At 74.3% G+C, this 21676-nt stretch carries 22 protein-coding genes; 10 read left to right on the top strand and 12 right to left on the bottom strand.

The genetic code is table 11. From position 1 onward, the window contains the following. Positions 1–144: 144 nt before the first annotated feature. From ACZ7N4_RS08035 to ACZ7N4_RS08020, 4 genes are all read right to left on the bottom strand, one after another. Complete coding sequence (locus ACZ7N4_RS08035; protein WP_471355015.1) at positions 145–1287, bottom strand: hypothetical protein; 1143 nt, start codon at positions 1285–1287, stop codon at positions 145–147. 46 nt (positions 1288–1333) lie between these two features. Further along, positions 1334–2587: an FUSC family protein gene (locus ACZ7N4_RS08030; RefSeq protein WP_471355013.1), complete on the bottom strand. Its 1254-nt coding sequence runs from the start codon at positions 2585–2587 to the stop codon at positions 1334–1336. A gap of 89 nt (positions 2588–2676) precedes the next feature. Beyond that, entirely contained in the window at positions 2677–3171 is a 495-nt protein-coding gene (locus tag ACZ7N4_RS08025) for an FBP domain-containing protein (protein ID WP_471355011.1), read from the bottom strand. A gap of 110 nt (positions 3172–3281) precedes the next feature. Continuing rightward, entirely contained in the window at positions 3282–3923 is a 642-nt protein-coding gene (locus ACZ7N4_RS08020) for a PAS domain-containing protein (protein ID WP_471355009.1), read from the bottom strand. Positions 3924–4582: 659 nt separating this feature from the next. Here ACZ7N4_RS08020 and ACZ7N4_RS08015 point away from each other — a divergent pair. Then, positions 4583–7762, top strand: coding sequence for a bifunctional cytochrome P450/NADPH--P450 reductase (locus tag ACZ7N4_RS08015; RefSeq protein ID WP_471355007.1), 3180 nt, complete (start codon positions 4583–4585; stop codon positions 7760–7762). 255 nt (positions 7763–8017) lie between these two features. Further along, a complete protein-coding gene (locus tag ACZ7N4_RS08010) occupies positions 8018–9307 on the top strand; it encodes an ROK family protein (RefSeq protein WP_471355004.1) in 1290 nt (429 codons plus the stop codon). 114 nt (positions 9308–9421) lie between these two features. Here the strand turns inward: ACZ7N4_RS08010 and ACZ7N4_RS08005 are convergent, their stop codons facing one another. The 4 genes from ACZ7N4_RS08005 to ACZ7N4_RS07990 form a co-directional block, all read right to left on the bottom strand. Continuing rightward, positions 9422–9661 carry a hypothetical protein gene (locus ACZ7N4_RS08005; protein WP_471355002.1) on the bottom strand — a complete coding sequence of 80 codons (240 nt, stop codon included), beginning with the start codon at positions 9659–9661 and terminating at the stop codon, positions 9422–9424. Positions 9662–9738: 77 nt separating this feature from the next. Then, on the bottom strand, positions 9739–10770 hold the full coding sequence (locus ACZ7N4_RS08000; RefSeq protein WP_471355000.1) for an SDR family oxidoreductase: 1032 nt from the start codon (positions 10768–10770) through the stop codon (positions 9739–9741). Positions 10771–11147: 377 nt separating this feature from the next. Continuing rightward, positions 11148–11804 carry an HAD family hydrolase gene (locus tag ACZ7N4_RS07995; RefSeq protein WP_471354998.1) on the bottom strand — a complete coding sequence of 219 codons (657 nt, stop codon included), beginning with the start codon at positions 11802–11804 and terminating at the stop codon, positions 11148–11150. 32 nt (positions 11805–11836) lie between these two features. After that, a complete protein-coding gene (locus tag ACZ7N4_RS07990; protein WP_471354996.1) occupies positions 11837–12904 on the bottom strand; it encodes a PHP domain-containing protein in 1068 nt (355 codons plus the stop codon). 152 nt (positions 12905–13056) lie between these two features. Here ACZ7N4_RS07990 and ACZ7N4_RS07985 point away from each other — a divergent pair, with 152 nt between their 5' ends. Continuing rightward, positions 13057–13845, top strand: coding sequence for an SDR family oxidoreductase (locus ACZ7N4_RS07985; protein WP_471354994.1), 789 nt, complete (start codon positions 13057–13059; stop codon positions 13843–13845). Between the two features lie 65 nt (positions 13846–13910). Further along, complete coding sequence (locus ACZ7N4_RS07980; protein WP_471354991.1) at positions 13911–14156, top strand: hypothetical protein; 246 nt, start codon at positions 13911–13913, stop codon at positions 14154–14156. Positions 14157–14174: 18 nt separating this feature from the next. Here the strand turns inward: ACZ7N4_RS07980 and ACZ7N4_RS07975 are convergent, their stop codons facing one another. Continuing rightward, positions 14175–15410, bottom strand: coding sequence for a ricin-type beta-trefoil lectin domain protein (locus ACZ7N4_RS07975; protein WP_471354989.1), 1236 nt, complete (start codon positions 15408–15410; stop codon positions 14175–14177). 99 nt (positions 15411–15509) lie between these two features. Then, entirely contained in the window at positions 15510–16127 is a 618-nt protein-coding gene (locus ACZ7N4_RS07970) for a VanZ family protein (RefSeq protein WP_471354987.1), read from the bottom strand. Between the two features lie 251 nt (positions 16128–16378). Between ACZ7N4_RS07970 and ACZ7N4_RS07965 the strand changes: the two genes are divergently transcribed. From ACZ7N4_RS07965 to ACZ7N4_RS07940, 6 genes are all read left to right on the top strand, one after another. Beyond that, positions 16379–16570, top strand: coding sequence for a hypothetical protein (locus ACZ7N4_RS07965; RefSeq protein WP_471354985.1), 192 nt, complete (start codon positions 16379–16381; stop codon positions 16568–16570). Beyond that, the gene (locus tag ACZ7N4_RS07960; RefSeq protein ID WP_471354983.1) at positions 16567–17019 is read left to right on the top strand and encodes an MrpF/PhaF family protein; all 453 of its coding nucleotides are present in this window, start codon (positions 16567–16569) and stop codon (positions 17017–17019) included. The genes ACZ7N4_RS07965 and ACZ7N4_RS07960 overlap by 4 nt, the downstream gene beginning before the upstream one ends. A 375-nt stretch (positions 17020–17394) precedes the next feature. Further along, positions 17395–17655, top strand: a complete 261-nt coding sequence (locus ACZ7N4_RS07955; protein WP_471354981.1) for a Na(+)/H(+) antiporter subunit B — start codon at positions 17395–17397, stop codon at positions 17653–17655. Continuing rightward, positions 17652–18413 carry an MnhB domain-containing protein gene (locus tag ACZ7N4_RS07950; protein WP_471354979.1) on the top strand — a complete coding sequence of 254 codons (762 nt, stop codon included), beginning with the start codon at positions 17652–17654 and terminating at the stop codon, positions 18411–18413. Before ACZ7N4_RS07955 ends, ACZ7N4_RS07950 begins: the two co-directional genes overlap by 4 nt. Before the next feature lie 8 nt (positions 18414–18421). Next, entirely contained in the window at positions 18422–18769 is a 348-nt protein-coding gene (locus tag ACZ7N4_RS07945; protein ID WP_471355151.1) for a sodium:proton antiporter, read from the top strand. Further along, positions 18769–20535 (top strand): complex I subunit 5 family protein, encoded by a 1767-nt coding sequence (locus tag ACZ7N4_RS07940; protein ID WP_471354977.1) that lies wholly within the window; start codon positions 18769–18771, stop codon positions 20533–20535. Before ACZ7N4_RS07945 ends, ACZ7N4_RS07940 begins: the two co-directional genes overlap by 1 nt. On the opposite strand, the gene ACZ7N4_RS07935 is transcribed toward ACZ7N4_RS07940, so the two are convergent. Both ACZ7N4_RS07935 and ACZ7N4_RS07930 read right to left on the bottom strand, forming a co-directional pair. Further along, entirely contained in the window at positions 20536–21198 is a 663-nt protein-coding gene (locus ACZ7N4_RS07935) for a DUF4230 domain-containing protein (RefSeq protein ID WP_471354975.1), read from the bottom strand. Positions 21199–21258: 60 nt separating this feature from the next. Beyond that, a complete protein-coding gene (locus ACZ7N4_RS07930; protein ID WP_471354973.1) occupies positions 21259–21639 on the bottom strand; it encodes an anti-sigma factor antagonist in 381 nt (126 codons plus the stop codon). Positions 21640–21676 lie beyond the last annotated feature (37 nt).

The following is a 21676-nucleotide window of genomic DNA, read 5'->3' as shown; positions in this document are numbered from 1 at the left end:
GCCACCTTGGCCCGCGCACACCGCCAAGGGCAAGCCCGGCAACGGGTGTTGCGTATGCTGCAACCGGCGGATGCGAGGGGCGCGGCGGCGGCGGTGGTGCCGGCACGGATACCGGCGCCGGTACCGGGGTCGGTACCGGCGGGGTCACCACTCCCCGTCCTCCACCGGCTTGCCCGGGGCGTCCTTGAGCGGTGCCACCTGCCCGGCGGACGGCGCCTGCCAGGGGTCCAGGTCGTCCCCGAGCCACTCGCCGACCGGCTTGACCGCCTCCAGGGGGTCCGCGGGGGCGAGGTCCTCGGCGTCCTCGTCGTAGTAGTCGTACCAGGGCAGGCCCGCCCGGGTGTACGCGGCCCGGTCCACCGGCGACGGCGGGGGCTCCTCGCCGGTGATCCGGCGCCACTCCGGGGGCGTGACCAGGTGCACGAAGACCCGCCCGGCCGGCTCCTCGGACCAGTCGTCGAGCGGCCGGTCGTCCCGGTAGACCTCCTGCCGCATCGAGCCGCCCGCGCCGAGCCCCATGGCCGCGGCGCGCCGGGGAGCGGCCGACGGGGGAGCGGACGCCGGGGAACCGGGGGCGCCGAAGGACGCGGGGGCGCCGAACGGCGCGGCGGGCGGGGGCGGCGGCGCTCCGCCGGGGGCCGCCGCGGCCATGGGCGGCGCTGCGCCGAACCCGCCGGGCGCCCCGTAGCCGCCGTAGCCGCCGGGCGGACCGGAGGGGCCCTGCCGCAGTGCCCGCGCACGCTCCCGCTCCCGGCGCCGCCACTCGGCGAGGGCCTCCTCCCGCAGCGGGAACGACTGGAGCTGGACCCCGCCCCACACCTCCTCGCCGGTGACCTGTCCCTCGACGGTGGCGCCCAGCCCCAGCGGGACGGCCACGAACTGGCGGACCGTGCCCCTGCCGGAGTTGATGCCGTCCAGCCACGGCTGGCGGGGCAGCACCACGTAGTTCTGCGGCCGTCGGGACAGCCGGTCGTGCCACGGCTTGCCGGAGACCGCGCACACCTTGCCCACGCCGACCTGGAGGGCGGCCGGCTCCGCCGTGCCCCCGAAGTTCAGCCACATCGCCTCGCGCAGGTACACCGGCAGCATCACGCCGCCCCGCGCCCGCATCCGCTCCGGCACCCGGTCGGCGTGGTCGGCCACCCGGCGGACCGGGAACTCGCCCAGGCCCGGCGGCAGCGGATGGGTGCCGCTCTCCGGCAGGCGCAGCGTGCGGACGAACCGCACCGCCACCCCGCCGGGCAGCCGCAGTGTGTTCCCGTCGATCCGGACTCCGCCACCGGTCATCCGCACGCTCCCTCGCCCTCGACGCCGGCCCGCCCCGGCGGCTCTCTCAGCGATAACGCTCGCCGAACCCCGCGCGGTTCCGCCACAGCTCCTCATGCACCCCCAGCCGGTCGCGCAGCCAGGCCAGCCGGGGCAGCTTGGTCCGCTGTCCGCGCGAGACCCGGTCCAGCTCCTCCAGCAGGCGGCGGGCGCGGTGCTCGGTGTTGAGCTCGTCGATGATCCGGGTGGTCTCGGTCAGCACGGCGCCGAGCAGCTGCCAGTGCGCCCAGTCCTTGCGGATCTCCTCCTGGAGCAGCTCGGCCAGCCGGTCCCGGGTGCCGGCCGCCGTGCGCAGTTCGGCACTCAGCCGCTCCTCCGCCGACTCGGCGTTCTCGCTCAGATGGGTGGTCACCAGAACGGCGAAGCTGACGATGGCGTCGGCGATCTCCGACAGCAACTGCTCCACGGTCGCCCCCACCCGGGGCGGGAACAGCTCCTCGGACCCGCGGGCCTTCGCCAGGTCCGTGAAGGAGCGGGCCAGCACCCGCAGCACCACCGTGCAGATCTCCAGCGTGTCCAGACCGGTGCGCAGCACCACCCGGTGCAGCAGCCCCTCCTTCACCCGGGGATTGAGCCGCAGGCTGTCCTCGGCCTGTCGCAGTGACGCGTCCACCTGAACGATGTCGTGGTCGAGCCGGCGTGCCTCGTGCAGCCGCTCGGCGGCCTGCTGCCACGGGATCCGGCCGGCGGCCTCCTCACCCATCCGCAGCATCAGCTGCCGCACCCGCCGGGCCAGGTCCTCGATGGACCGGCCGGCCGCGTCCACCCACACCGGGGGCGGGAGCAGCAGGTTGCAGGCGGTGCCGACGACCGCGCCGATCAGCGTCTCCACGATGCGCGCCCACGCCGTGAACCCGACCGTGGTCACCCCGAGCACCAGCATGGCGCTGATCGCCACCTCGGCCACGTACTCGTCGACGCGCACCAGGTGCCCGACGGCGAGTGCGGCGACGATCAGCAGAGCGAGGCTCCACCAGGTCAGGCCCACCAGCACACTGAAGGCGATGGCGACCAGCACACCCGCGACCACCGCGTTCACCCGGCGGATGCCGTTGGTGAGGGTGGCGTAGAAGGTCACCTGGACGACCAGCAGCGCGGTCAGCGGTGCGGTGAGCGGGGCGGGCTCGGGACTCAGCCGGAGCGCGATGACGTAGGCGACCGTCGCCGCCGCGGCCGACCGCAGCGTCTGGACGACCACCGGCTCCCGGCGGCGTTGCGCCAGACGCAGGAGCCCCGCGGTCCATTTCTGTACGTCGTGCATCCCTTGGCCTGTTCCCCATCCTCGGGGGCAACGAACGTGGCCGTTTGCGGACTGATTCCGTTTGTTTCCGTCTGTTTCGGGCCAGGTGCTTACGCGTACAGCTTGTCGAGGAAGGCCGAGAGATTGCCGCGCGTGCGGGCGATCTGCTCCTCCAGGGTCAGGCTCTCCTCGAACCGGGCGCCGGACTCGGGGATCTTCCTGCCGCGCACGTACAGCGAACACGCGAGGTCCGTGCACATGTACAGCCCGACCGAGTTGCCCTCGCGGCCCGCCGCGCCCGCCTTCCGCGCGGTCATCAGGGACACCCCGCCGCCGGGATGCGTGGTCAGGCACACCGAACACATGCTGCGGTGCAGGAAGCCGCGCTGGGAGGCGGGGAAGCGCAGGGCGACGCCGGTGAGCCGGCCGTCCCGCTCGGTGACCAGATAGCTGCGGTCCGGGGCGCCGGGATCGCGCCAACCGAGGAAGTCCAGGTCGTCCCAGGGGCGTTCACCGAGATCACGCGGGACGGCCAGCCGCTTGGCCTCACCCTTCGAACAGTTGACGAACGAGGTGCGGATGTCCTGCTCGGTGAGCGGTTCCATGGGGAGTCCTTCCGGAGTCGAGGAACAAAACCTAGGGTCTCTAGGCTCGCGGCTATCTTATTTAGCCAACGGAAGGGCGGGCGAATGAATTTTCTGGCCCCCCACGCCACCTACGACCTCTGGGTGACCTGCGGCTCCGGTGGCCACACGCCCGGCGCCAGCACGCCCAGGGCATAGGCGCGGGCGACCAGCTCGGTGCGGTTGGCGGCGCCCCAGCGGGCCGACAGCCGGCGCAGGTGATAGGTGACGCCGTCCCTGGTCAGACCCAGTTCGCGGGCGGCGCGGGCAGTGGTCGCGCCGCCCGCCAGCAGGGCCAGCACCCGCCGCTCCACCTCCGTGGTCCGCACCGGCTCCGGGCCCGGAGCGGACTGCTCGCCACCCACCCGCAGCATCACCAGCAGCGCCGGTGTCTCCTCCACGGTGTCGCTCACCGGATCCGCCGTCAGCTCCCCGTACCGCTCGCCCCCGCCGGGCGCCGGCCAGCACACCGACACCTGGTAGCGGGAGCGGTGCCGCAACCGCAGCGCCTCGGCGATCCGCTCCACCTGCCCGGCCTCCTGCGGCCGGAACAGCTCCAGCACGTGCCGGCCGCGCAGCCGGCCCGGGGTCGTACCGCACTCCGCGGCCATCGCCGGGTTCGCCAGCACCACCTGGCCGTACACATCGCACACCGCCACCGGCACCGCCACCCGGTCGAACAGCATCAGCGCACGGTTGCGCCACACCACCGCGTCGGCCCCACCCGTTTCCATGGCACCTCCCGGTCCACCGGCCGACTGCCATCCAAGAGGAAACGGCAGGTCAGCGGCAACTCGGGGGAGTAGAGCCGGAGGGGTGGGACATTCGGGGGCGCGAACTCGGGGGAGCGGGACAGTGGGGGAGCGGGATCCGGAGGGGCGGGAGCTCGGGGGGAGCGGGTGCCGCGGGAGGCCGGGCCCGGCGCTCCGTGACCATCGCCGGTAGCCGTCCGGCCGCGCGGAGCAGGACACTGCGGGAGGCGGCGGAGCCGGTCCCGGCCCCCGTGCGGCGCACAGGGCGACGACCCGCCGGGTGACGAACTGTCGAACGATGGCCCCGCCGGGCGACGAACCGTGGATGACGAACCGTCGAGTGACGCCCCCGCCGAGCGATGCCCCCCGAGCGACGTCCCGCCGCGGCACCCGGCGTCTCCGGTCGTCAGCCGGGCGGATGCCGAGGCCGCGCTCAGCCGCGGCGCGGCGCAAACGGCTCCGGCGCGGCACAAACGGCTCCGGCGCGGCGCAAACGCCTCCGGCGCCGCGCGGGCGGCCCGCGCAAGCCCCGGCGCCGACTTTCCACTGCACGAACGTGTAGTGCCGTGGCACGGCCGCCGGCCGCCCGTCGACCACCCTGGACGCAGTAGTCCGCTACCGCGAAAGGCAGTTGTCGCGCCATGCCCCCCACCGCACTGCACCCCGCACCGGCCGCACCCCTGGCCGGCGTCCCCGTCGTCGACATCACCGCCACCGGTCCCGGCCGCACCCCGATCCAGCAGATCATGGGGCTGATGCGGGAGCACGGGCCGGTGCTGGTGCGCCGGCTGCACGGCCGGGACGCGATGTTCGTCGCCGACGCCGACCTGGTCGCCGACCTGGCCGACGAGGAGCGCTTCGCCAAGCACGTCGGGCCCGCCCTGGAGAACGTGCGCGAGTTCGCCGCCGACGGCCTGTTCACGGCGTACAACGACGAGCCCAACTGGGCCAGGGCGCACGACATCCTGATGCCCGCCTTCGCGCTCGGCTCCATGCGCACCTACCACCCCGTGATGCTGAAGGTGGCCCGGCGGCTCATCGACTCCTGGGACCGTGCGGCGCGGGACGGCCGGCCCGTCGACGTGCCCGACGACATGACCCGGATGACCCTCGACACCATCGGGCTGGCCGGGTTCGACTACGACTTCGGCTCCTTCGAGCGCGACGAGCCGCATCCCTTCGTGGAGTCGATGGTCCGCTGCCTGGAGTGGAGCATGACCCGCCTGGCCCGCACCCCGGACGCGGACCACTCCGCGGCCGACGCGGCCTTCCGCCGGGACGCCGACTACCTCGCCCGGGTCGTGGACGACGTGATCGCCGCCCGCACCGGCACCGACCAGAGCGGCGCCGACGACCTGCTCGGGCTCATGCTCAGTGCCCCGCACCCCGCCGACGGCACCACCCTGGACCCGGCCAACATCCGCAACCAGGTCATCACCTTCCTGATCGCCGGGCACGAGACCACCTCCGGCGCGATGTCCTTCGCCCTGTACCACCTCGCCAAGCACCCCGCCGTCCTCCGGCTCGTGCAGCGCGAGGCCGACGCGCTGTGGGGCGACACCCCCGACCCCGAGCCGACGTACGAGGACATCGGCCGGCTCACCTACACCCGCCAGGTACTGAACGAGGCGCTGCGGCTGTGGCCGACGGCCGCCGCGTTCAGCCGGCACGCTCGCGAGGACACCCTGCTCGGCGGCCGGATCCCGCTGCGCGCCGGACAGGCCGTCACCGTGCTCGCGCCGATGCTCCACCGCCAGGCGGTGTGGGGCGACAACCCGGAGCTGTTCGACCCCGAGCGGTTCACCCCCGAGGCCGAGGCGGCCCGCCCGGTGCACGCCTTCAAGCCGTTCGGCACCGGTGAACGCGCCTGCATCGGACGGCAGTTCGCGCTGCACGAGGCGACCATGCTGCTCGCCCTGCTGGTCCACCGCTACCGGCTGCACGACCACGCCGGCTACCGGCTCACCGTGAAGGAGACTCTCACCCTCAAGCCCGAGGGCTTCACCCTCACGCTCGCCCCGCGCACCCCCGCCGACCGCGTGCACGCCCCCCTGCCCGGCGCCGCCCTCGCGCCGGCCGCCGGCACCCCCGCCCCGGACGCCCTCCCGGCCCGCGTCCGCCCCGGCACCCGCGCCCTCTTCCTGCACGGCAGCAACTACGGCACCTGCCGGGACTTCGCCGCCCGGCTCGCCGACGAGGCCGCGGCCGTGGGCTGCGCCACCGAGGTCGCCGCGCTGGACGCGTACGCGGACGGCCTGCCCACGGACCGGCCCGTCGTCATCACCGCGGCCTCCTACAACGGCCGCCCCACCGACGACGCCGTCGCCTTCACCGCCTGGCTCGACGGCACCCCCGACCTGACCGGTGTGACCTACGCCGTCCTCGGCGTCGGCGACCGCAACTGGGCCGCCACCTACCAGCAGGTCCCGACCCGCGTCGATGCCCGCCTCGCCGAACTCGGCGCCACCCGGCTCACCGAGCGCGCCGCCGCGGACGCCTCCGGCGATCTCACCGGCACGGTCGGGGAGTTCACGACCCGGCTGCGCACCGCGCTGCTGACGGAGTACGGCGACCCGGACGCCGGCGACGACAACCCCGCCGAGCCCGCCCACGCCTACACGGTGCGCACCCTGACCGGAGGCCCGCTGGACGCCCTCGCCGAGCGGCACGGTCTGGTCCCGATGAAGGTCACCGAGGCGTACGACCTCACCGCCCCGGACCACCCCCGCACCAAGCGGTTCCTGCGCATCGCGCTGCCCGAGGGCGTCACGTACCGCACCGCCGACCACCTGACCGTGCTGCCCGCCAACGCCCCGCAGTCGGTGGACCGGGCGGTGGCCGCCTTCGGCCTCGACGCCGACGCCGTCCTGGACATCCGGGCCGGCCGTCCGCGCCGCGACGGCCTCGCCGTCGACCGCCCGCTGACCGTGCGCGAACTGCTCACGCACCACGTCGAGTTGCAGGAACGGCCGACCGAACGGCAGCGGACCCTCCTCGCCGAGGCCAACCCCTGCCCGCCCGAGCGTGCCGCTCTCGCCGCCCTGACCGGCGACGATCCGCGCACCCTGGTCGAACTCGCCGAGGACCACCCCGCCCTGCGCGGCGCCCTCGGCTGGCCGCTCCTGCTCGACCTGCTGACCCCGCTGCGGCCCCGCCATTACTCGATCTCCTCGGCGCCGGCGGCCGATCCGCGCCACGCCGACCTCATGGTGTCCGTGCTCGACGCACCGGCCCGCTCGGGCAAGGGCCGCTACCGGGGCACCGGTTCCGGCCACCTCGCCTCCCTGCGCCCCGGCGACACCGTGTACGCCCGCGTCCAGCCCTGCCGCGAGGCGTTCCGGATCGACGGCTCGACGCCGGTCGTGATGGTCGCGGCGGGCACCGGGCTCGCCCCGTTCCGCGGCACCGTCGCCGACCGCCTCGCCGCCCGCCGGGCAGGCGCCGAGCTCCCCGCGGCACTGCTCTACTTCGGCTGTGACGCGCCCGGCGCCGACTACCTGCACGCCGAGGAGCTGACGGCCGCCGAGCGGGCCGGAGCGGTGTCCCTGCGCCCGGCCTTCAGCGCCGCCCCGGAGAACGGGGCCGCCTTCGTGCAGCACCGGATCGCCGCCGAGGGGGACGAGGTGTGGCGGCTGCTGACCGCGGGCGCCCGGGTGTACGTCTGCGGCGACGGCGCCCGCATGGCCCCCGGCGTCCGCGAGGCCTTCCGTACCCTGTACCGGGAACACACCCCCGGCGCCGACCGGGCGGCGGCCGAGCGGTGGCTCGACGCGCTGGTGGCGGACGGGCGTTACGTGGAGGACGTGTACGCGGCGGGCTGAGCCGGCGCCGGGGAGGGGGCACGGGATGGGCCGACTCCGGCGAGGCCGTCGGCCGAGACGGTGCCCCGGGCGGTCGACGCGGACCGGCCGCGGCGGACCTGGGAGACGGTCGCGCCGGAGCTGGTCGCCGCGCTGGAGGGACCGCAAACGTCTCCGCCTTAGCTCATAGCGTGAACTAAGGGTTGGCAGAATGTCGCGTTCCGGCTGCCCGAAGGGGTATGTTGCAGGTCGGGCACGGTTCGTGAAGGGAGCCACATGGCGGGGCGCAACGGGCGCACGGTACGCGACCTGAGACGAGGCAACCGTACGGCCGTGCTCCAGCGGCTGTACTTCGACGGACCGCTCAGCCGGTTCGAGCTGGGGCCGGCCACCGGACTCAGCTCGGGTTCGGTCAGCAACGTGGTCGCGGACCTGATCGCCGACGGACTGGTCGAGGAGGCCGGCAGCGTCGACTCCGACGGCGGCCGCCCCCGCACCCTGCTGCGGGCCGCCCCGGGCAGCGGCCAGATGATCGGCGTCGACGTCGGCGAGACCCGCGTCCGGGTGGAGCTGTTCGACCTGGCCCTCACCGAACTGGCCCGTGTGGAGAGGCCGTTGACCCCCCAGGGCTACGACGTCGACGTGATCGCCGGCCACATCCGCGACGGCGTCGCCGAGGTCCTCACCGCCGAACAGGCCGACCCGGGGCGGCTGCTCGGTGTGGGGGTCGGCGTCCCGGGCATCGTGGAACGGACCCCGGACCGGGGCGCCGTCGTCCACGGGCAGACCATCGGCTGGGACGCGGTCCCGCTGGAGCAGCTGCTCCGCTCGGCCTCCCCGCTCCCGGACGGGGTGCCGTACTTCATCGACAACGGCGCCAAGACCCTCGGCCAGGCCGAGATGTGGTTCGGCGCCGGGCGCGGCGCCCGCAACGCCGTGGTCGTGCTCTTCGGCTCCGGTGTCGGTGCCTGCCTTGTCACACCGGAGGTGGAGCACGGGCGCGCCGTGGAGTGGGGGCATCTGACGGTCCGGGTGCGCGGGCGCCGCTGCCGCTGCGGCGCGCCGGGCTGCCTGGAGGCCTACGCGGGCGCGGAGTCGCTGCTCGCCCGCTGGCGCGAGGAGGGCGGCCGGCCGCCCGAGGGCACCGACGAGGAGACCGCGCTCACCGCGATGCTCGCCGCCGCGTACCCGCCCGAAGGCGGTACGGCCGACCCGGTCGCGCTGGCCGTCCTGGAGGAGACCGCGGAGTACCTGGGTGCCGGCCTGTCCGACCTGATCAACCTCTTCCAGCCGGAGCGGATCCTGATCGGCGGCTGGGCGGGCCTCCAGCTGGGCACCCGCTTCCTGCCCTCCGTACGCCGGCACGCGGCCACGTACGCCCTGCGGCACCCGGCCGACAAGGTCACCATCGACCTCGGCCGGCTCGGCCCGGACGCGGTCACGGTCGGAGCGGCGATCCTCCCTCTGGCCGAGTTCTTCGCCGCCGGCGGCCGCCGCCCCGAGCCCACCACCGAGCCCCGCCTCCCCGCCTGGCGGACCGCCCTCCAGGACCGGGCTCCCCGCTGAGCTCGGCATCCTCGCCGAGCTGGGCGCCCCCGCTGAGTGGGGCGCCCTCGTCCTCGCCGGGCGGGGCGTCTTCCCTGGTTCGGACCGACGGGCCGCCCCGCGGGAAGGCGCCGCTCAGGCCGGCGGCTCGTCCGGACCCGGATGTTCCGGGTGGACCGTGCCGCTCCGGGGGGAGCCGCGGGGGCCGGTGCCGGCCTCGTCCGTGTCCGGTACGGCGTCCTCGTCCGGTTCGTCGTCCCCCGGGCGTGCGGGGGAGACGTCCCACGGGTCATCCTCGGTACGGGCCTGCTGGTCGGGCATGTCCCGGGGGACCGGCCGGGGCCCGGATCCGGACCCGGGTTTCTGCACAGACATGACGTTCTCCGTTCCTCCCTCGACTGACGACTGAACCGACGCTTCCGCCTCGGCCGAGCCGGCATGTCCTTCCCGGCTCAGCCGACCTTCCGTCCGCGCATCGGCTCGGTCTCCATTCCGCCACCCTTCTGCAGTCCGTCCAGGAACTCCTGGAACACCTCGGTCGCCGTGCGCCGGGGTTCCCAGCCCAGCTCGGCGCGGGCCCGTGCGCAGTCCATCAGGGGCAGCCGCAGCACCGCGTCGAACAGGTGGGGGGAGGCGGGCAGCAGGTGCAGCCCCCACGCGGCGGCGATCGCCGAGCGGGCCGCCGTGCGCGGCAGCCGCAACGGCCGGGAGCCGAGCAGCTCGGCGAGGACCCCCGCGTCGAGCGGGGGATCGGCGGCCAGGTTGAAGGCGCCCCGGGCGCCGTCCGTGCGCACCGCGAGCCGGTAGGCCTCGGCCGCGTCGTCCGTGTGCAGCGCCTGGACCCTCAGTCCCGGGATGTCCGGCAGGAACGGCAGCAGCTCCGGCCGGGCCAGCGGGCCGGGCAGGAACCGCCCGCCGAAGATCCGCCGCTGCTCGCTCGCCGACTCCCACTTGAACAGGAACGCCGGGCGCATCCGGACCACCCGCACCTCCGGGTGGTCCCGTTCGAACACGTCCAGCGTGCGCTCCAGATAGGCCTTCTCCCGGCAGTACGCGGCATCCGGCCAGCCGTGGGTCGGCCAGGACTCGTCCACCGGCCGGTCCTTCGGGCCCGGCGAGTACGCCCCGACGGAGGACGCGTGCACCAGCACCGGCACCCGAGCCGCGGCGACCGCCTCGAAGACCCGGATGCTGCCGAGCACATTGGTCCGCCAGGTGGTGGCCGGATCGTGCGTCGGCTGGAACGCCCAGGCCAGGTGGATCACGGCGTCGGCACCTTCGAACCGCTCGGCGAGGTTGTCCTCGTCCGAGCCCAGGTCGACGGCGGACCACTCGGTCTTCGGCGGAGACCACCGGGGCGTCCGCCGGGCCAGTCCCCGCACCGACTTCACACCGGGATCCTCCGAGAGCAGACGCACCACACTCGTCCCGACATTGCCGGTGGCGCCTGTCACGACCACTCTGCTGCCCGCTGAGCTGCTCACCTTCGGCTCCTCTCGTCGGCATCGGCGGAGGCCGCGGAGCGGCCGGGTACCCGGCGGCCGGGCCCGCACACGCGGCACCCCCCGGGCAGCCGACAGCCGACAGCGGGCAGCAGGCAACGGGCGGTGGCGACGGTCGGCCGGCAGAGGAAAGCCCCGGCCGTGACGGGGGAATCACGACCGGGGCGGTCAGGTGGTGGGCGCGGATGGCGGTCGCCTCTCGGCGAGACGCTCCACAGGGCTTCAGCCGAACGATCGTCCCTGTGGGCAGAAGGTGAGGCCCGGGGACACTGTCCCATCCACACCCACGGTTGGTTCAACGGGCAACCACATCCGGGTGTTCCACCCCGGCACGTGACCTCCGTCACCACGCGCACCGCTCAGCCCAGCGGGCTGCCGTCCAGCCGCGCGAGGAGGTCGGCGGGGTCGGCGTACACCGTCTCCGCCCCGGCCTCCTCCAGGTCGGCGCGCGGGATCCCGCCGCACAGCACCCCCACACAGCGCACCCCCGCCTTGCTGCCCGCCCGCATGTCCCACACGGTGTCCCCGACGAACACCGCCCGCGAGGCCGGCACCCCGGCCAGCTCCAGCGCGTGTTCCACGGGCTCCGGGGCCGGTTTGCCCTGCGTCACGTCGTCCGCGCTCGCCGTGGCCGTGATGGCGTCGTCCGCGTCGATCGCCCGGCGCAGCGCGCCCAGCTCCGCACCGCTCGCCGAGGTGGCGAGGACCACCGTCCAGCCGTTCCCGTGCAGCCGCCGCAGCAGTTCCCCGGCGCCCGGAAGCGCGGGGAGCCGGTCGAAGTACTGCCCGTACAGCGCCTTGTGCGCCGCGCTCAGCCGTTCGTCCTGGTCCCGGTCCCGGTCGTCGCCGAGCAGATGGGCGACCAGGTCGGTGGAGCCGAGCCCGACGGCCCGGTGCACGGCGTGCATGGGGACGTCGTGCCCCGCCTGCCGGAACGCCTCCCACCAGGTGACGACATGCAGGTGATTGGTGTCGACGAGGGTTCCGTCGACGTCGAACACGGCGGCACGGTCCATCCCAGGTCCTTTCTCAGCCCTGTGGGCATCTGTCAGCTTCCGCTCCGGGTACCACGCCCGGCCCCCGCCACGCGCGCCGGCAGCCGCCCCTCACGGGTCCAGCCCAGCAGCTCCTCGGCCGACCAGGTGGTCACCACCCGCTCGGGCGGCACCCCGCACTCCTCGGCCCGGGCGCAGCCGAGGATCTGCCAGTCCAGCTGGCCGGGCGCGTGCGCGTCGGTGTCGACCGAGAACAGCACGCCCGCCTCCACCGCCCGGCGCAGCAGCCGCCGCGGCGGGTCCAGCCGTTCCGGACGGCTGTTGATCTCCACGGCGGTGTCCGACTCGGCGCACGCGGCGAAGACCTCGTCCGCGTCGAACTGCGACTCCGGCCGCCCCCGGCCCGTGACCAGGCGTCCGGTGCAGTGCCCGAGGACGTCGGCGTGCGGATCGCGTACGGCGGCCACCATCCGGCGGGTCATCGACCGCGCGTCCATCCGGAGTTTGGAGTGGACCGACACCACGACCACGTCCAGCTGCTCCAGCAGCTCGGGTTCCTGGTCCAGCGAGCCGTCCTCCAGGATGTCGCACTCGATGCCGGTGAGCAGCCGGAACGGCGCCCACCGCGCGTTCAGCTCCGCCACCACCGCGAGCTGCTCCCGCAGCCGCTCCGGCGACAGCCCGCGGGCCACGGTCAGCCGGGGCGAGTGGTCGGTGAGCGCGGTCCACTCATGCCCCAGCCCGGCCGCCGCCCGCCCCATCTCCTCGATCGGGCTGCCCCCGTCGGACCAGTCGGAGTGCGTGTGGCAGTCCCCGCGGACCATCGCCCGCAGCCCGGCACCGGCGCCCTCGGCACCGGCCGACACCCCCGCCTCCTCCTCCAGCCTGCGCAGGTACGCGGGCACCTCCCCGGCCAGCGCCTCCCGCACCACCTGCGCGGTCTTCGGCCCGACCCCCTTGAGCGACTCCAGCGTCCCGGACGCGGCCCGCTCGGCCACCTCGCCCCCGGGCAGTGCGGCCAGCGTCCGGGAAGCGGTGCGGAAGGCCCGTACCCGGTAGGTGGGCGCGAGCGCCCGCTCCAGAAGGAAGGCGATCCGGTCGAGAGCGGCGACGGGGTCCATGCACACCAAGGTCGCACCAGACGCCCCGGAGGGCGCGGGGAACCGCCCGGGGACCGGCCACCCGCACCCGCGCCCCGTCCCTCTCGGTGACCCCGTTTGCCGCCCGCGCCCCCGGGTACTGCGATGCCCACGCTCACACGAGGAGGTCGGCCATGCCCCGCGCAGCGATCGTCACCGGTTCGGACTCCGGCATCGGCCGGGCCACCGCCGTACGCCTGGCCGAGGCGGGCCTGGACGTCGGCATCACCTGGCACGCGGACGAGAAGGGCGCCGAGGAGACCGCGGAAGAGGTCCGCCGCGCCGGCCGCCGCGCCGCCGTGGCCCGGCTGGACCTCACCCGGCTGCCCGAGGCCGCCGACACCGTGGACGAGCTGTGCGCCGAGCTCGGCCGGGTCGACGTCCTGGTCAACAACGCCGGTACGGGCACCATGACCCCGTACCTGGACCTGACCCTGACCGACGTGCGCCGGGTCCTGGACGTCGACCTCGTCGGCCCGTTCCTGCTGGGGCAGCGGGCCGCCCGGCAGATGATCCGGCAGGGGGAGGGCGGCCGGATCGTCAACGTCACCTCCGTGCACGAGCACCAGCCCCGGGTGGGCGCGGCCCCGTACTGCGCGGCCAAGGGCGGCCTCGGCCTGCTCACCCAGGTGATGGCCCTGGAGCTGGCCGAGCACGGCATCACGGTGAACGCGGTCGCGCCGGGCGAGATCGCCACCCCGATGACCGGTCAGGAGGACACCGACGTCCACACCGAGCGCCGCCCCGGCGTGCCGCTCGGCCGCCCCGGCGACGCTCGCGAGGTCGCCGCGGTGATCGCGTTCCTCGCGAGCCCCGACGCCTCCTACGTCACCGGCGCCTCCTGGAGCGTCGACGGCGGCATGCTCCGTATGGGTCCGCAGGCCGGCTCCCACCTGACCAGCGACGACTGGCGCCGCCCCTGAGCCGGTGCGCTGAACGCTCCGGGTGGACGCCCCGTCGGCGCGGGTGGCGTTCTACCCTCGATTGCATGACCGAACAAGCAGCTCCCCACATCTCCCAGCCGCGGATCCTGGTCCTCGGGGTGTGCCCGGGCAGGCACGGCGAGCCGCCCTTCCGGATCATGGAGATCGACGGCCAGGTGGTCGGTCAGGCCAGGACCGTCACCGACGTGCTGGAGACGGCTGCCGCCTACGGCATCCCCATCCACGACCTCGACGACCCGGACGCGGTCCGCTTCGTGGGCGGGGACAAGTACACCTGGACGCTGCACTGACCGGCCGGCACGTCCGGCTCAGCCCACCGTCCACTTCTGGTTGGCGCCGCCCGTGCAGGTCCGGATCTGCAGCCGTGTCCCGTTGGCCGCGTTGTTGCCGGTGACGTCCAGGCACTTGTCCGCCTGCGGGTTGACGATGTCGCGCGCCCCGGTGACGGTCCACTTCTGGTTGGGGCCGCCGGTGCAGTCCCACAGCTGGACGGTGGAGCCGTCCGCCGTGCCGTTGCCCGTGACGTCCAGGCACTTGCCGAGCGCCCGCAGCGTGCCGTCCGAACCGACGGTCCAGGACTGCGCGCCCGTGCCGTTGCAGTCGTAGAGCTGGACCGGGGTGCCGTTCGCGGGGTTCGCGCCGGCCACGTCCACGCACTTGCCCGCGAGCCCCCGGATCGGCACACCGGCGGCGCTGCCGCTGGTGGTCACCGACACCGAGTCCACCACCAGCGTCTGCGGGAACTGCGTCGAGCCGTCCGGGTCGCCGGGCCAGTAGCCGCCGACCGCGAGGTTCAGGATCAGGAAGAACGGCTTGTTGTAGACCCAGGTCTTCCCGCCCAGGTCGGCGGGGGTGCGGCGCTGGTAGACGTTCCCGTCCACGGACCAGGTGATCGAGTCGGGCGCCCAGTCGACGGCGAAGGTGTGGAAGGCGTCCGCGAAGGCCTGCCCGTTGGGCAGGGTGTAGCCGGCGCCTATGCCGCCCGAGCCGGAGTAGCCGGGGCCGTGGATGGTGCCGTGCACCGTCGAGGGTTCAAATCCGACGTTCTCCATCACGTCGATCTCGCCGGAGTCCGGCCAGTTGACCGGCGTGCCGAGCATCCAGAACGCGGGCCACATGCCCTGCCCGCGCGGGATCTTCATCCGGGCCTCGACATGGCCGTACTGGGCGGTGAACTTCCCGGCCGTGTTCAGCCGGGCCGAGGTGTACTGGCAGCTGCCGTACCAGCACTGGTAGCCGGCGGGGTTCTCCTTCCGGGCCGTGATCACCAGGTGGCCCTGGCCGTCCAGGGCGGCGTTCTTCGTGCCGGACGTGTAGTACTGCCGCTCGTGGTTGTTGACGTTGTCCCCGGTCTCCAGAGTCCACTTCGAGGCGTCGACCGCGGCGCCGGCGGGCCCGTCGAAGGTGTCGGAGAAGGTGGTGACGGCCGCTGCCGCCGGGGTGGCGGCGTGGGCGGCCCGGGCCGGGCCGACGGCGACCGAGCCGACCAGGGCGGCGGACAGTGCGGCGAAGAGGCATCTGCGGAGCAGGCGCGGGGAGGCCATGGCTCTCCGTTCGGTGTGGGGGCGGGAGCTGTGTGCCTCTTGATTTAAGGAGTGAGATAAGGGGGCGTCAATACTCTGGTACGGACCTGGTGCCGACGATCACTCGGCCGCCGGTTCCCGCACCCGCCGGTGCACCCCTCGCCCGAACCGCCGCCCCAGCAGCAGCCAACCCAGCAGCGCCCCGGCCGTGTTGAGGATGACATCGTCGATGTCGAAGGCCCGCCCGGTGACCACCGCCCCCTGGACCAGCTCCACCATCAGCATCACCAGGGCGGTCAGCCCCAGCACCTGGAACGCACCCCGGGCGCGCGGCGCGAGGACCGGCACGAGCACCCCGAACGGCACGCCGAGCAGCAGGTTCCCGCCGAGCTGCCGGATGGCGTCGCGTGCCGACGCCTGCGCCAGATAGGCGTGCACCGAGCGGCCCGGGTGCAGGTTGCTGTGCGTCAACGACACCGACGCGGGCGACGGCTGCAGCGTGATGCGGGCCAGGACGACGGCGAACACCACCATCGCCGCGAACGCCGCCAGCACCGCCAGCAGCCGGACGGGAAGCGGCAGCGCGTGCCGCGCGGGACCGGGTGGGACCGGTTCGGCGGTCTGCCGCCTCCGGCCGGCGCGCAGCGACTCCGGCAGTCGCGGGCGGACCCGCTCGGCCGGCCGCCGCATCCGGGCGGTGCGCAGCAACTCCGGCAGTCGCGGGACGGTCCGGGTCATTCGCTCCTCCAGTCGTCAACTCCGGCGGTCGGAAACTCGGTTACCCGCACCCCGGCCGAGGATGCCGCCGCCCGGTGCGCACCCGCCCCTGGTTTCCGTTCACACCTGGGAGGCACTCCGGGTGCGGACCCGCGTGCCGCCGCTGCCGCCCGGGGCGGGCGGTGCTTGGATGCCCCCAGCGGCACTCCGGACACATCGCCGCGTACCCGAGCACAGCGGACCAGAGCGCAGCGGACTCCAGGAGGTGCCGCATGACCCGCCGTACGGCTCGCACGGCGCTCCTGGCCGGCGGTGAACTCCTCGCCTGGTGGGCAGCGCTGGCGCTGCTGTGGCTGGTGCTCATCAGCACGGTCGACACCCTGGAACGGATCGTCGGAGCGAGCTGCGCCGCCGCCGGCGCACTGCTGGCCCGGGCCGGCCGGCGGGCGGTGACCTGGAGGTGAACGGCTGGATCCTCGCGGCGACCGTCGAGCTGGGCGGGGGAGGCGCGGCCGCCCTGTGGGGCGTGGCCACCGGACCGCCGGCCCGCCGGGTGATCGCCCAGAACCTGACCACCTCCGCCGTCTGCCCGGCCCTGCTGCTCCTCGCCCAGGGCTACGGCCGCCCGTCCTACGTCGATCTCGCCCTGCTCCTCGCCCTCCTCGGCCCGGTCGGCACCCTGGTCTTCGCCCGCCTCCTCTCCGACGACCTGGCCGGGCAGCGCCCGAGCGCGTGGGCGCTGACCTGGGCGGCGGCGGCACTGGGCGCCGCGGTCGTCCTCGCCCTGTGCGTGGCCGGCGACGCGGGCCGGGCGACCGTGAAGCTCCTGGTGATCGGCGCCCTGCTGATCAGCGGCAACCTGATCGCCTCCCGCGCACTGGCGGGCGGGATCCGGGGGGTGGGCGGTGGCTGACGGGACGCGGGGCAGGGGCGGCTCCGGTGGCGCTTTGGCGGTAACCCCGGCCGTCCGCCGGGCGGCCGGCCCGGTGACGCACGTCGGGGACGTCGGGTGCGTCGTGGCTGACCAGGCCCGGGGTGACGGGGGAGTTGTGGGTGTGCGCCGGGTGGCCGGCCCGGTGGCGAGCGGCTGGGATGCCGGCTGTGCGTGGGCTGACGGGGTGGGGGACTCGGCCGGTGTCTCGGGAGTTCGGGATGTGCGCCGGGTGGCCGGCCCGGTGGCGGGCGGCAGGGACTGCGTCGTGGCTGACGGGGTGTGGGGTCTGGCCGGGGAGCGGGGAGTTCCGGGCGGCCGGTGCGTGCCGGCCAGTGTGCGGAAGGCGGGTGCCGTGTGTCCGACGTGCTGATCGTCGTCGTCCTCGTGCTCGTGGCCGCCTCCGCCACCGCGGCCGTGGCCCAGCGCGACCCCGCCCGTCAGGCGCTGGTGCTGTCCTTCCTCGGCGTGCTGCTGGCCGCGCTGTTCACCGTGCTCCAGGCCCCCGACGCCGGCCTGTCCCAGCTCGCCGTCGGCTCCGCCCTCACCCCGCTGCTGATCATGCTGTCGGTGCGCAAGGTCAAACGCCGGGGCCGCTCGAAGGAGGGGCCGAGGTGAACCGGCTGCGGCCGGCCCTGCTGACCGTCGGCGGCACCGGCCTGGCCGCCCTGCTCGCCGCCGCCTGCCTCAGCCTGCCGGACTTCGGCGGCCGCCGGCACCCGTACGGCGACCGGGCCGTGCACGCCTCCCTCGCCCGGCACACCGCCAACGCCATCGCCTCCGTCAACTTCGACCAGCGCGCCTACGACACCCTCGGCGAGATGAGCATCCTGTTCGCCGCCGTCCTCGGCTGCCTGGTGCTGCTGCGCCAGGCCCGCGACGAGCAGCGGGCGCGGCCCGAACCCGCCGAGGTGGCCCGCCCGGTCCGCCGCTACGCCCTGCTCGTGCTGCCCGTCGCCCTGCTCACCGGCCTGTACATCATCGCCCACGGCCAGCTCAGCCCCGGCGGCGGCTTCCAGGGCGGGGTCGTCGCCGCGACCGCCCTGCACCTGCTCTACCTCGGCGCCGACTACCGCGCACTGGAACGCGTCCGCCCGCTCGGCGTCTACGAGACCACCGACTCCCTCGCGGTCGCCGCCTACCTCGTGCTGGGCACCGCCTCGGTCCTGGCCGGCACCGCCTTCCTCGCCAACACCCTGCTTCCGTACGGCACCTTCGACACGCTGTCCTCCGGCGGCACCGTCCCACTGCTGAACGCGGCCGTCGGCATGGAGGTGGCCGGCGCGGTCGTCGTCCTGCTCGCCCACTTCCTCGACCAGGCCGTGGAGATCGAGGAGCCGAGCGGGGAACGGACCGAGGGGACGCACCAGAGATGAACGCCGTGATGCACGTCCTTCCGTACCTGACGGCCGCCTACCTCTTCCTGACGGGCTGCTACGGCCTCGCCACCAGCCGGAACCTGATCCACGCCGTCGGCTGCCTCGCCGTGTGCCAGTCCGCCACCTACGTGCTGCTGCTGGCGGTCGGCTACCGCGACGGCGGCACCGCGCCCGTCTTCTCCGACATGAAGCCCGGCTTCCGGCCGGTGGTCGACCCGGTGGTGCAGGCCCTCACCCTCACCGACATCGTCGTCGGCGCCACCGTCACCGCGCTGCTGCTGGCCCTCGTCCTGCAGATCGCCAAACGGCACGGCACGATCGACCCCGACGAACTGCGGGAGCTGCGCGGCTGATGCACCACCTGATCCCGCTGACCGTCGCGGTCCCGCTGCTCGGCGCCGCCCTGCTGGTGGCCGTGGGCCGCCGACTGCCCCGGATCGCCGTCGAGATCACCGGGTTCGCCTTCTCCGGCGGTACCGCCGCCCTCACACTCGTGCTGCTGCTGAACTCCGCGCCGCCGATGGTCGAGTGGGTCGGCGGCTGGCTGCCCGTCGGCGGCGAGAGCGTCGGCATCCTGGTGGTCGGGGACGGCCCGGGGCTCGGCATGGCCTCGCTGGCCTCCCTGCTGACCCTCGCCGCCCTCGCCTACTCCTGGCGCTACTTCGACGAGCCCCCGCGGGACCGCGCCGGCTCCTTCACCGCGCTGATGCTGGTGTTCCAGGGCGCCATGTGCGGGTTCGCCCTGGCCGGTGACCTGTTCAACGCGTTCGTGTTCTTCGAGCTGATGAGCGTGGTGGCGTACGCCCTGACCGGCTACCGCATCGACGAGGCCAAGGCCGTGCAGGGCGCCCTGACCTTCGGTGTCGTCAACTCCCTCGGCGCGTACGCCCTGCTGATGGGCATCGCCCTGCTGTACGCCCGCACCGGGGAGCTGGCCATGGCGAAGATCGGCCGGGGGCTCGACGCCACCGCAGGGCAGGGCGGCCCGGACGCGCTGGTCCTCGCCGCCTTCGTGCTGGTGCTCACCGGGCTGCTGGTGAAGGCGGCGGCCGTGCCGTTCCACTTCTGGCTCCCGGACGCGCACGCCGTCGCCCCCACTCCCGTCTGCATGCTCCTGTCCGGCGTCATGGTCGAACTCGGCTCCTACGGCGTGTGGCGGGTGTACGGCACCGTCTTCGCCGGCCCCGGCGGCATCCCCGCCGCCGACCTGACCCGGGCCCTGGTGGTCCTCGGCGCCCTCACGGCCGTGACCGGCGCCGTCATGTGCTGGTACCAGCGGCACATCAAACGGCTCCTCGCGTACTCCACCGTCTCCCACACCGGCCTGTTCCTCGTCGGGCTCGGCGTCCTCAGCCCCGAGGGCGACGACGGCGTGGCCCTCTACCTGCTCGGCCACGCCGGTGTGAAGGCCGCGCTGTTCGCCTGCGCGGGCGTCCTGCTGGACCGGTTCGCCAGTGTGGACGAGCACGCGCTGCACGGCCGGGGCCGGTCCCTGCAGGCCACCGGGGTCATGTTCGCGGTCGGAGCCCTCGGCCTCGCCGGCCTGCCGCCGTTCGGTACGGCGCTGGGCAAGGCGGTCACCGAGGAGGCGGTGGGCGGCCCGCTCACCGTGGTGTACGTGGCCGCCTCCGCGATCACCGCGGGCGCGGTACTGCGGGTCACCGCCCGCGTCTTCCTGGGCCTCGGCCCGCGCCCCGGGGACGCCGCGTACGAGACCGGCGGCTCCGACGAGGAACCGGAGACGTCCGGGCCGCTGCGCCGGATCCCGGACACCATGACGACCGTGCCCGCCGTCCTGCTCGCCGCCGCCCTCGCGATCGGGGTGGTCCCGGGCTTCGGTGCCGTGGTGGCCCGGTCCGTCAACGAGGCCGGCTCGGGCGGCGCGCACGCCTCCGTGCACTGGACCGCGCACGGTGCGCTGCTGGGCGTGGCCTCCGCCGCGCTGGCCGTGGCGCTGGCCGGTCTCGCCGTCACCCGCCCGGGCTGGGTGGCCGCCCCCGGCTGGGCCGCGCCCGTCAGGCGCCTGCAGTCCGGGCACGTCGGCGACTACGTGGCCTGGCTGCTGGTGGGCGCGACCGTCCTGGGAGCGCTGGCCCTGCCCGGGGTGCTGGGCTCCTGATCAGGGGCCGTACGCGATGTGCACCTTCGTGAAGCCGAGGGAGCGCAGCAGCCCCTGGAGCATGTCGGTGGTGTTGCTCTCGGCGCGCGCGGTCAGCCCGCTGTGTTTCGCCGCGTCCCCGATGTGCCGCACGGCGAGCCGTTGCACGGCCTGCTCGCTGTTGGGGTTGTCCGAGAACAGGTCGCCGAGCCGGTCCAGCAGACCACGCTGCTTGGACACGGCGTAGGAGTGGTCGGGGTCCAGGGCCGGCCTGCCGAGCCGCGCGTGCGGCAGCCGGATGGTCGCGGACGTACGGTCGCCGTCGACCGTGACGTCCTTCTCGCCGACCCGGCCGAGGTCGACGTAGGCGTCCACGGTGCCCGCGCCGACGTACAGGGTGCGGGTGCCGCGGATGGCGTCGGGCAGGAACTTCGCGTCCTTCTCCAGGTCCACGACGACCTGGAAGTTGCCCGACGCCGCGTCGTAACGGCTCATGTCCTGGATCGACTTGAGCAGCGCGGGTCCGGAACGGTCTTCGGTCTCGGTGCCGAACAGGTCCTTGATGCCCGGCAGTACCGCCAGCCGTATCCCGGCGAACAGCAGGGCGAGCACCAGCACGATCGCCGCCACGGCCATGGTCATGAACTTGGCCCAGCCCGGCAGGCGCCTCACGGGAGTCGTCATCGCGACGGCCCTCCTTCCTGCCGACCGGATGCCCGCGGACGGCCGGAACAGACCGGTCCGTCACAGCGAACCGGACGCGGCCTCGGAGCGGGCCAGGGCCGCGTCCAGGTCCGGCTGCGGGGGCAGCAAGCGGGTCAGCCCGGTGACCCGGAACACCCGCAGGGTCAACGGGTGCGTGCACACCAGGTGCAGCTGCCCGCCGCGCTCCAGCACCCGGACGCGCGCCCGGTACAGCAGGCGCAGGCCCGAGCAGTCGAAGAACTCCACCGGCCGCAGGTCGATGACGACCCGGGCGCCGGGCCGGTCGGTGACCCGGTCGAGGAACGGGCCGATCTCCGTCGCCGCGGCGATGTCGATCTCACCCCGGAACTCCAGCACCGTGTGCCCGCGGTGGTCGTACATGCCCAGTTGCCGGGTGAGGGGTACGGGTTCGTGTCGCACCTCGGCACCACCTCCCACCCCGCGCCCCGACGTCGCT

Source organism: Streptomyces sp. NPDC107654 (genome assembly GCF_055639035.1).
The sequence above is the reverse complement of the archived record's forward strand: the minus strand, read 5'-3'. Positions and strand labels throughout refer to the sequence as shown.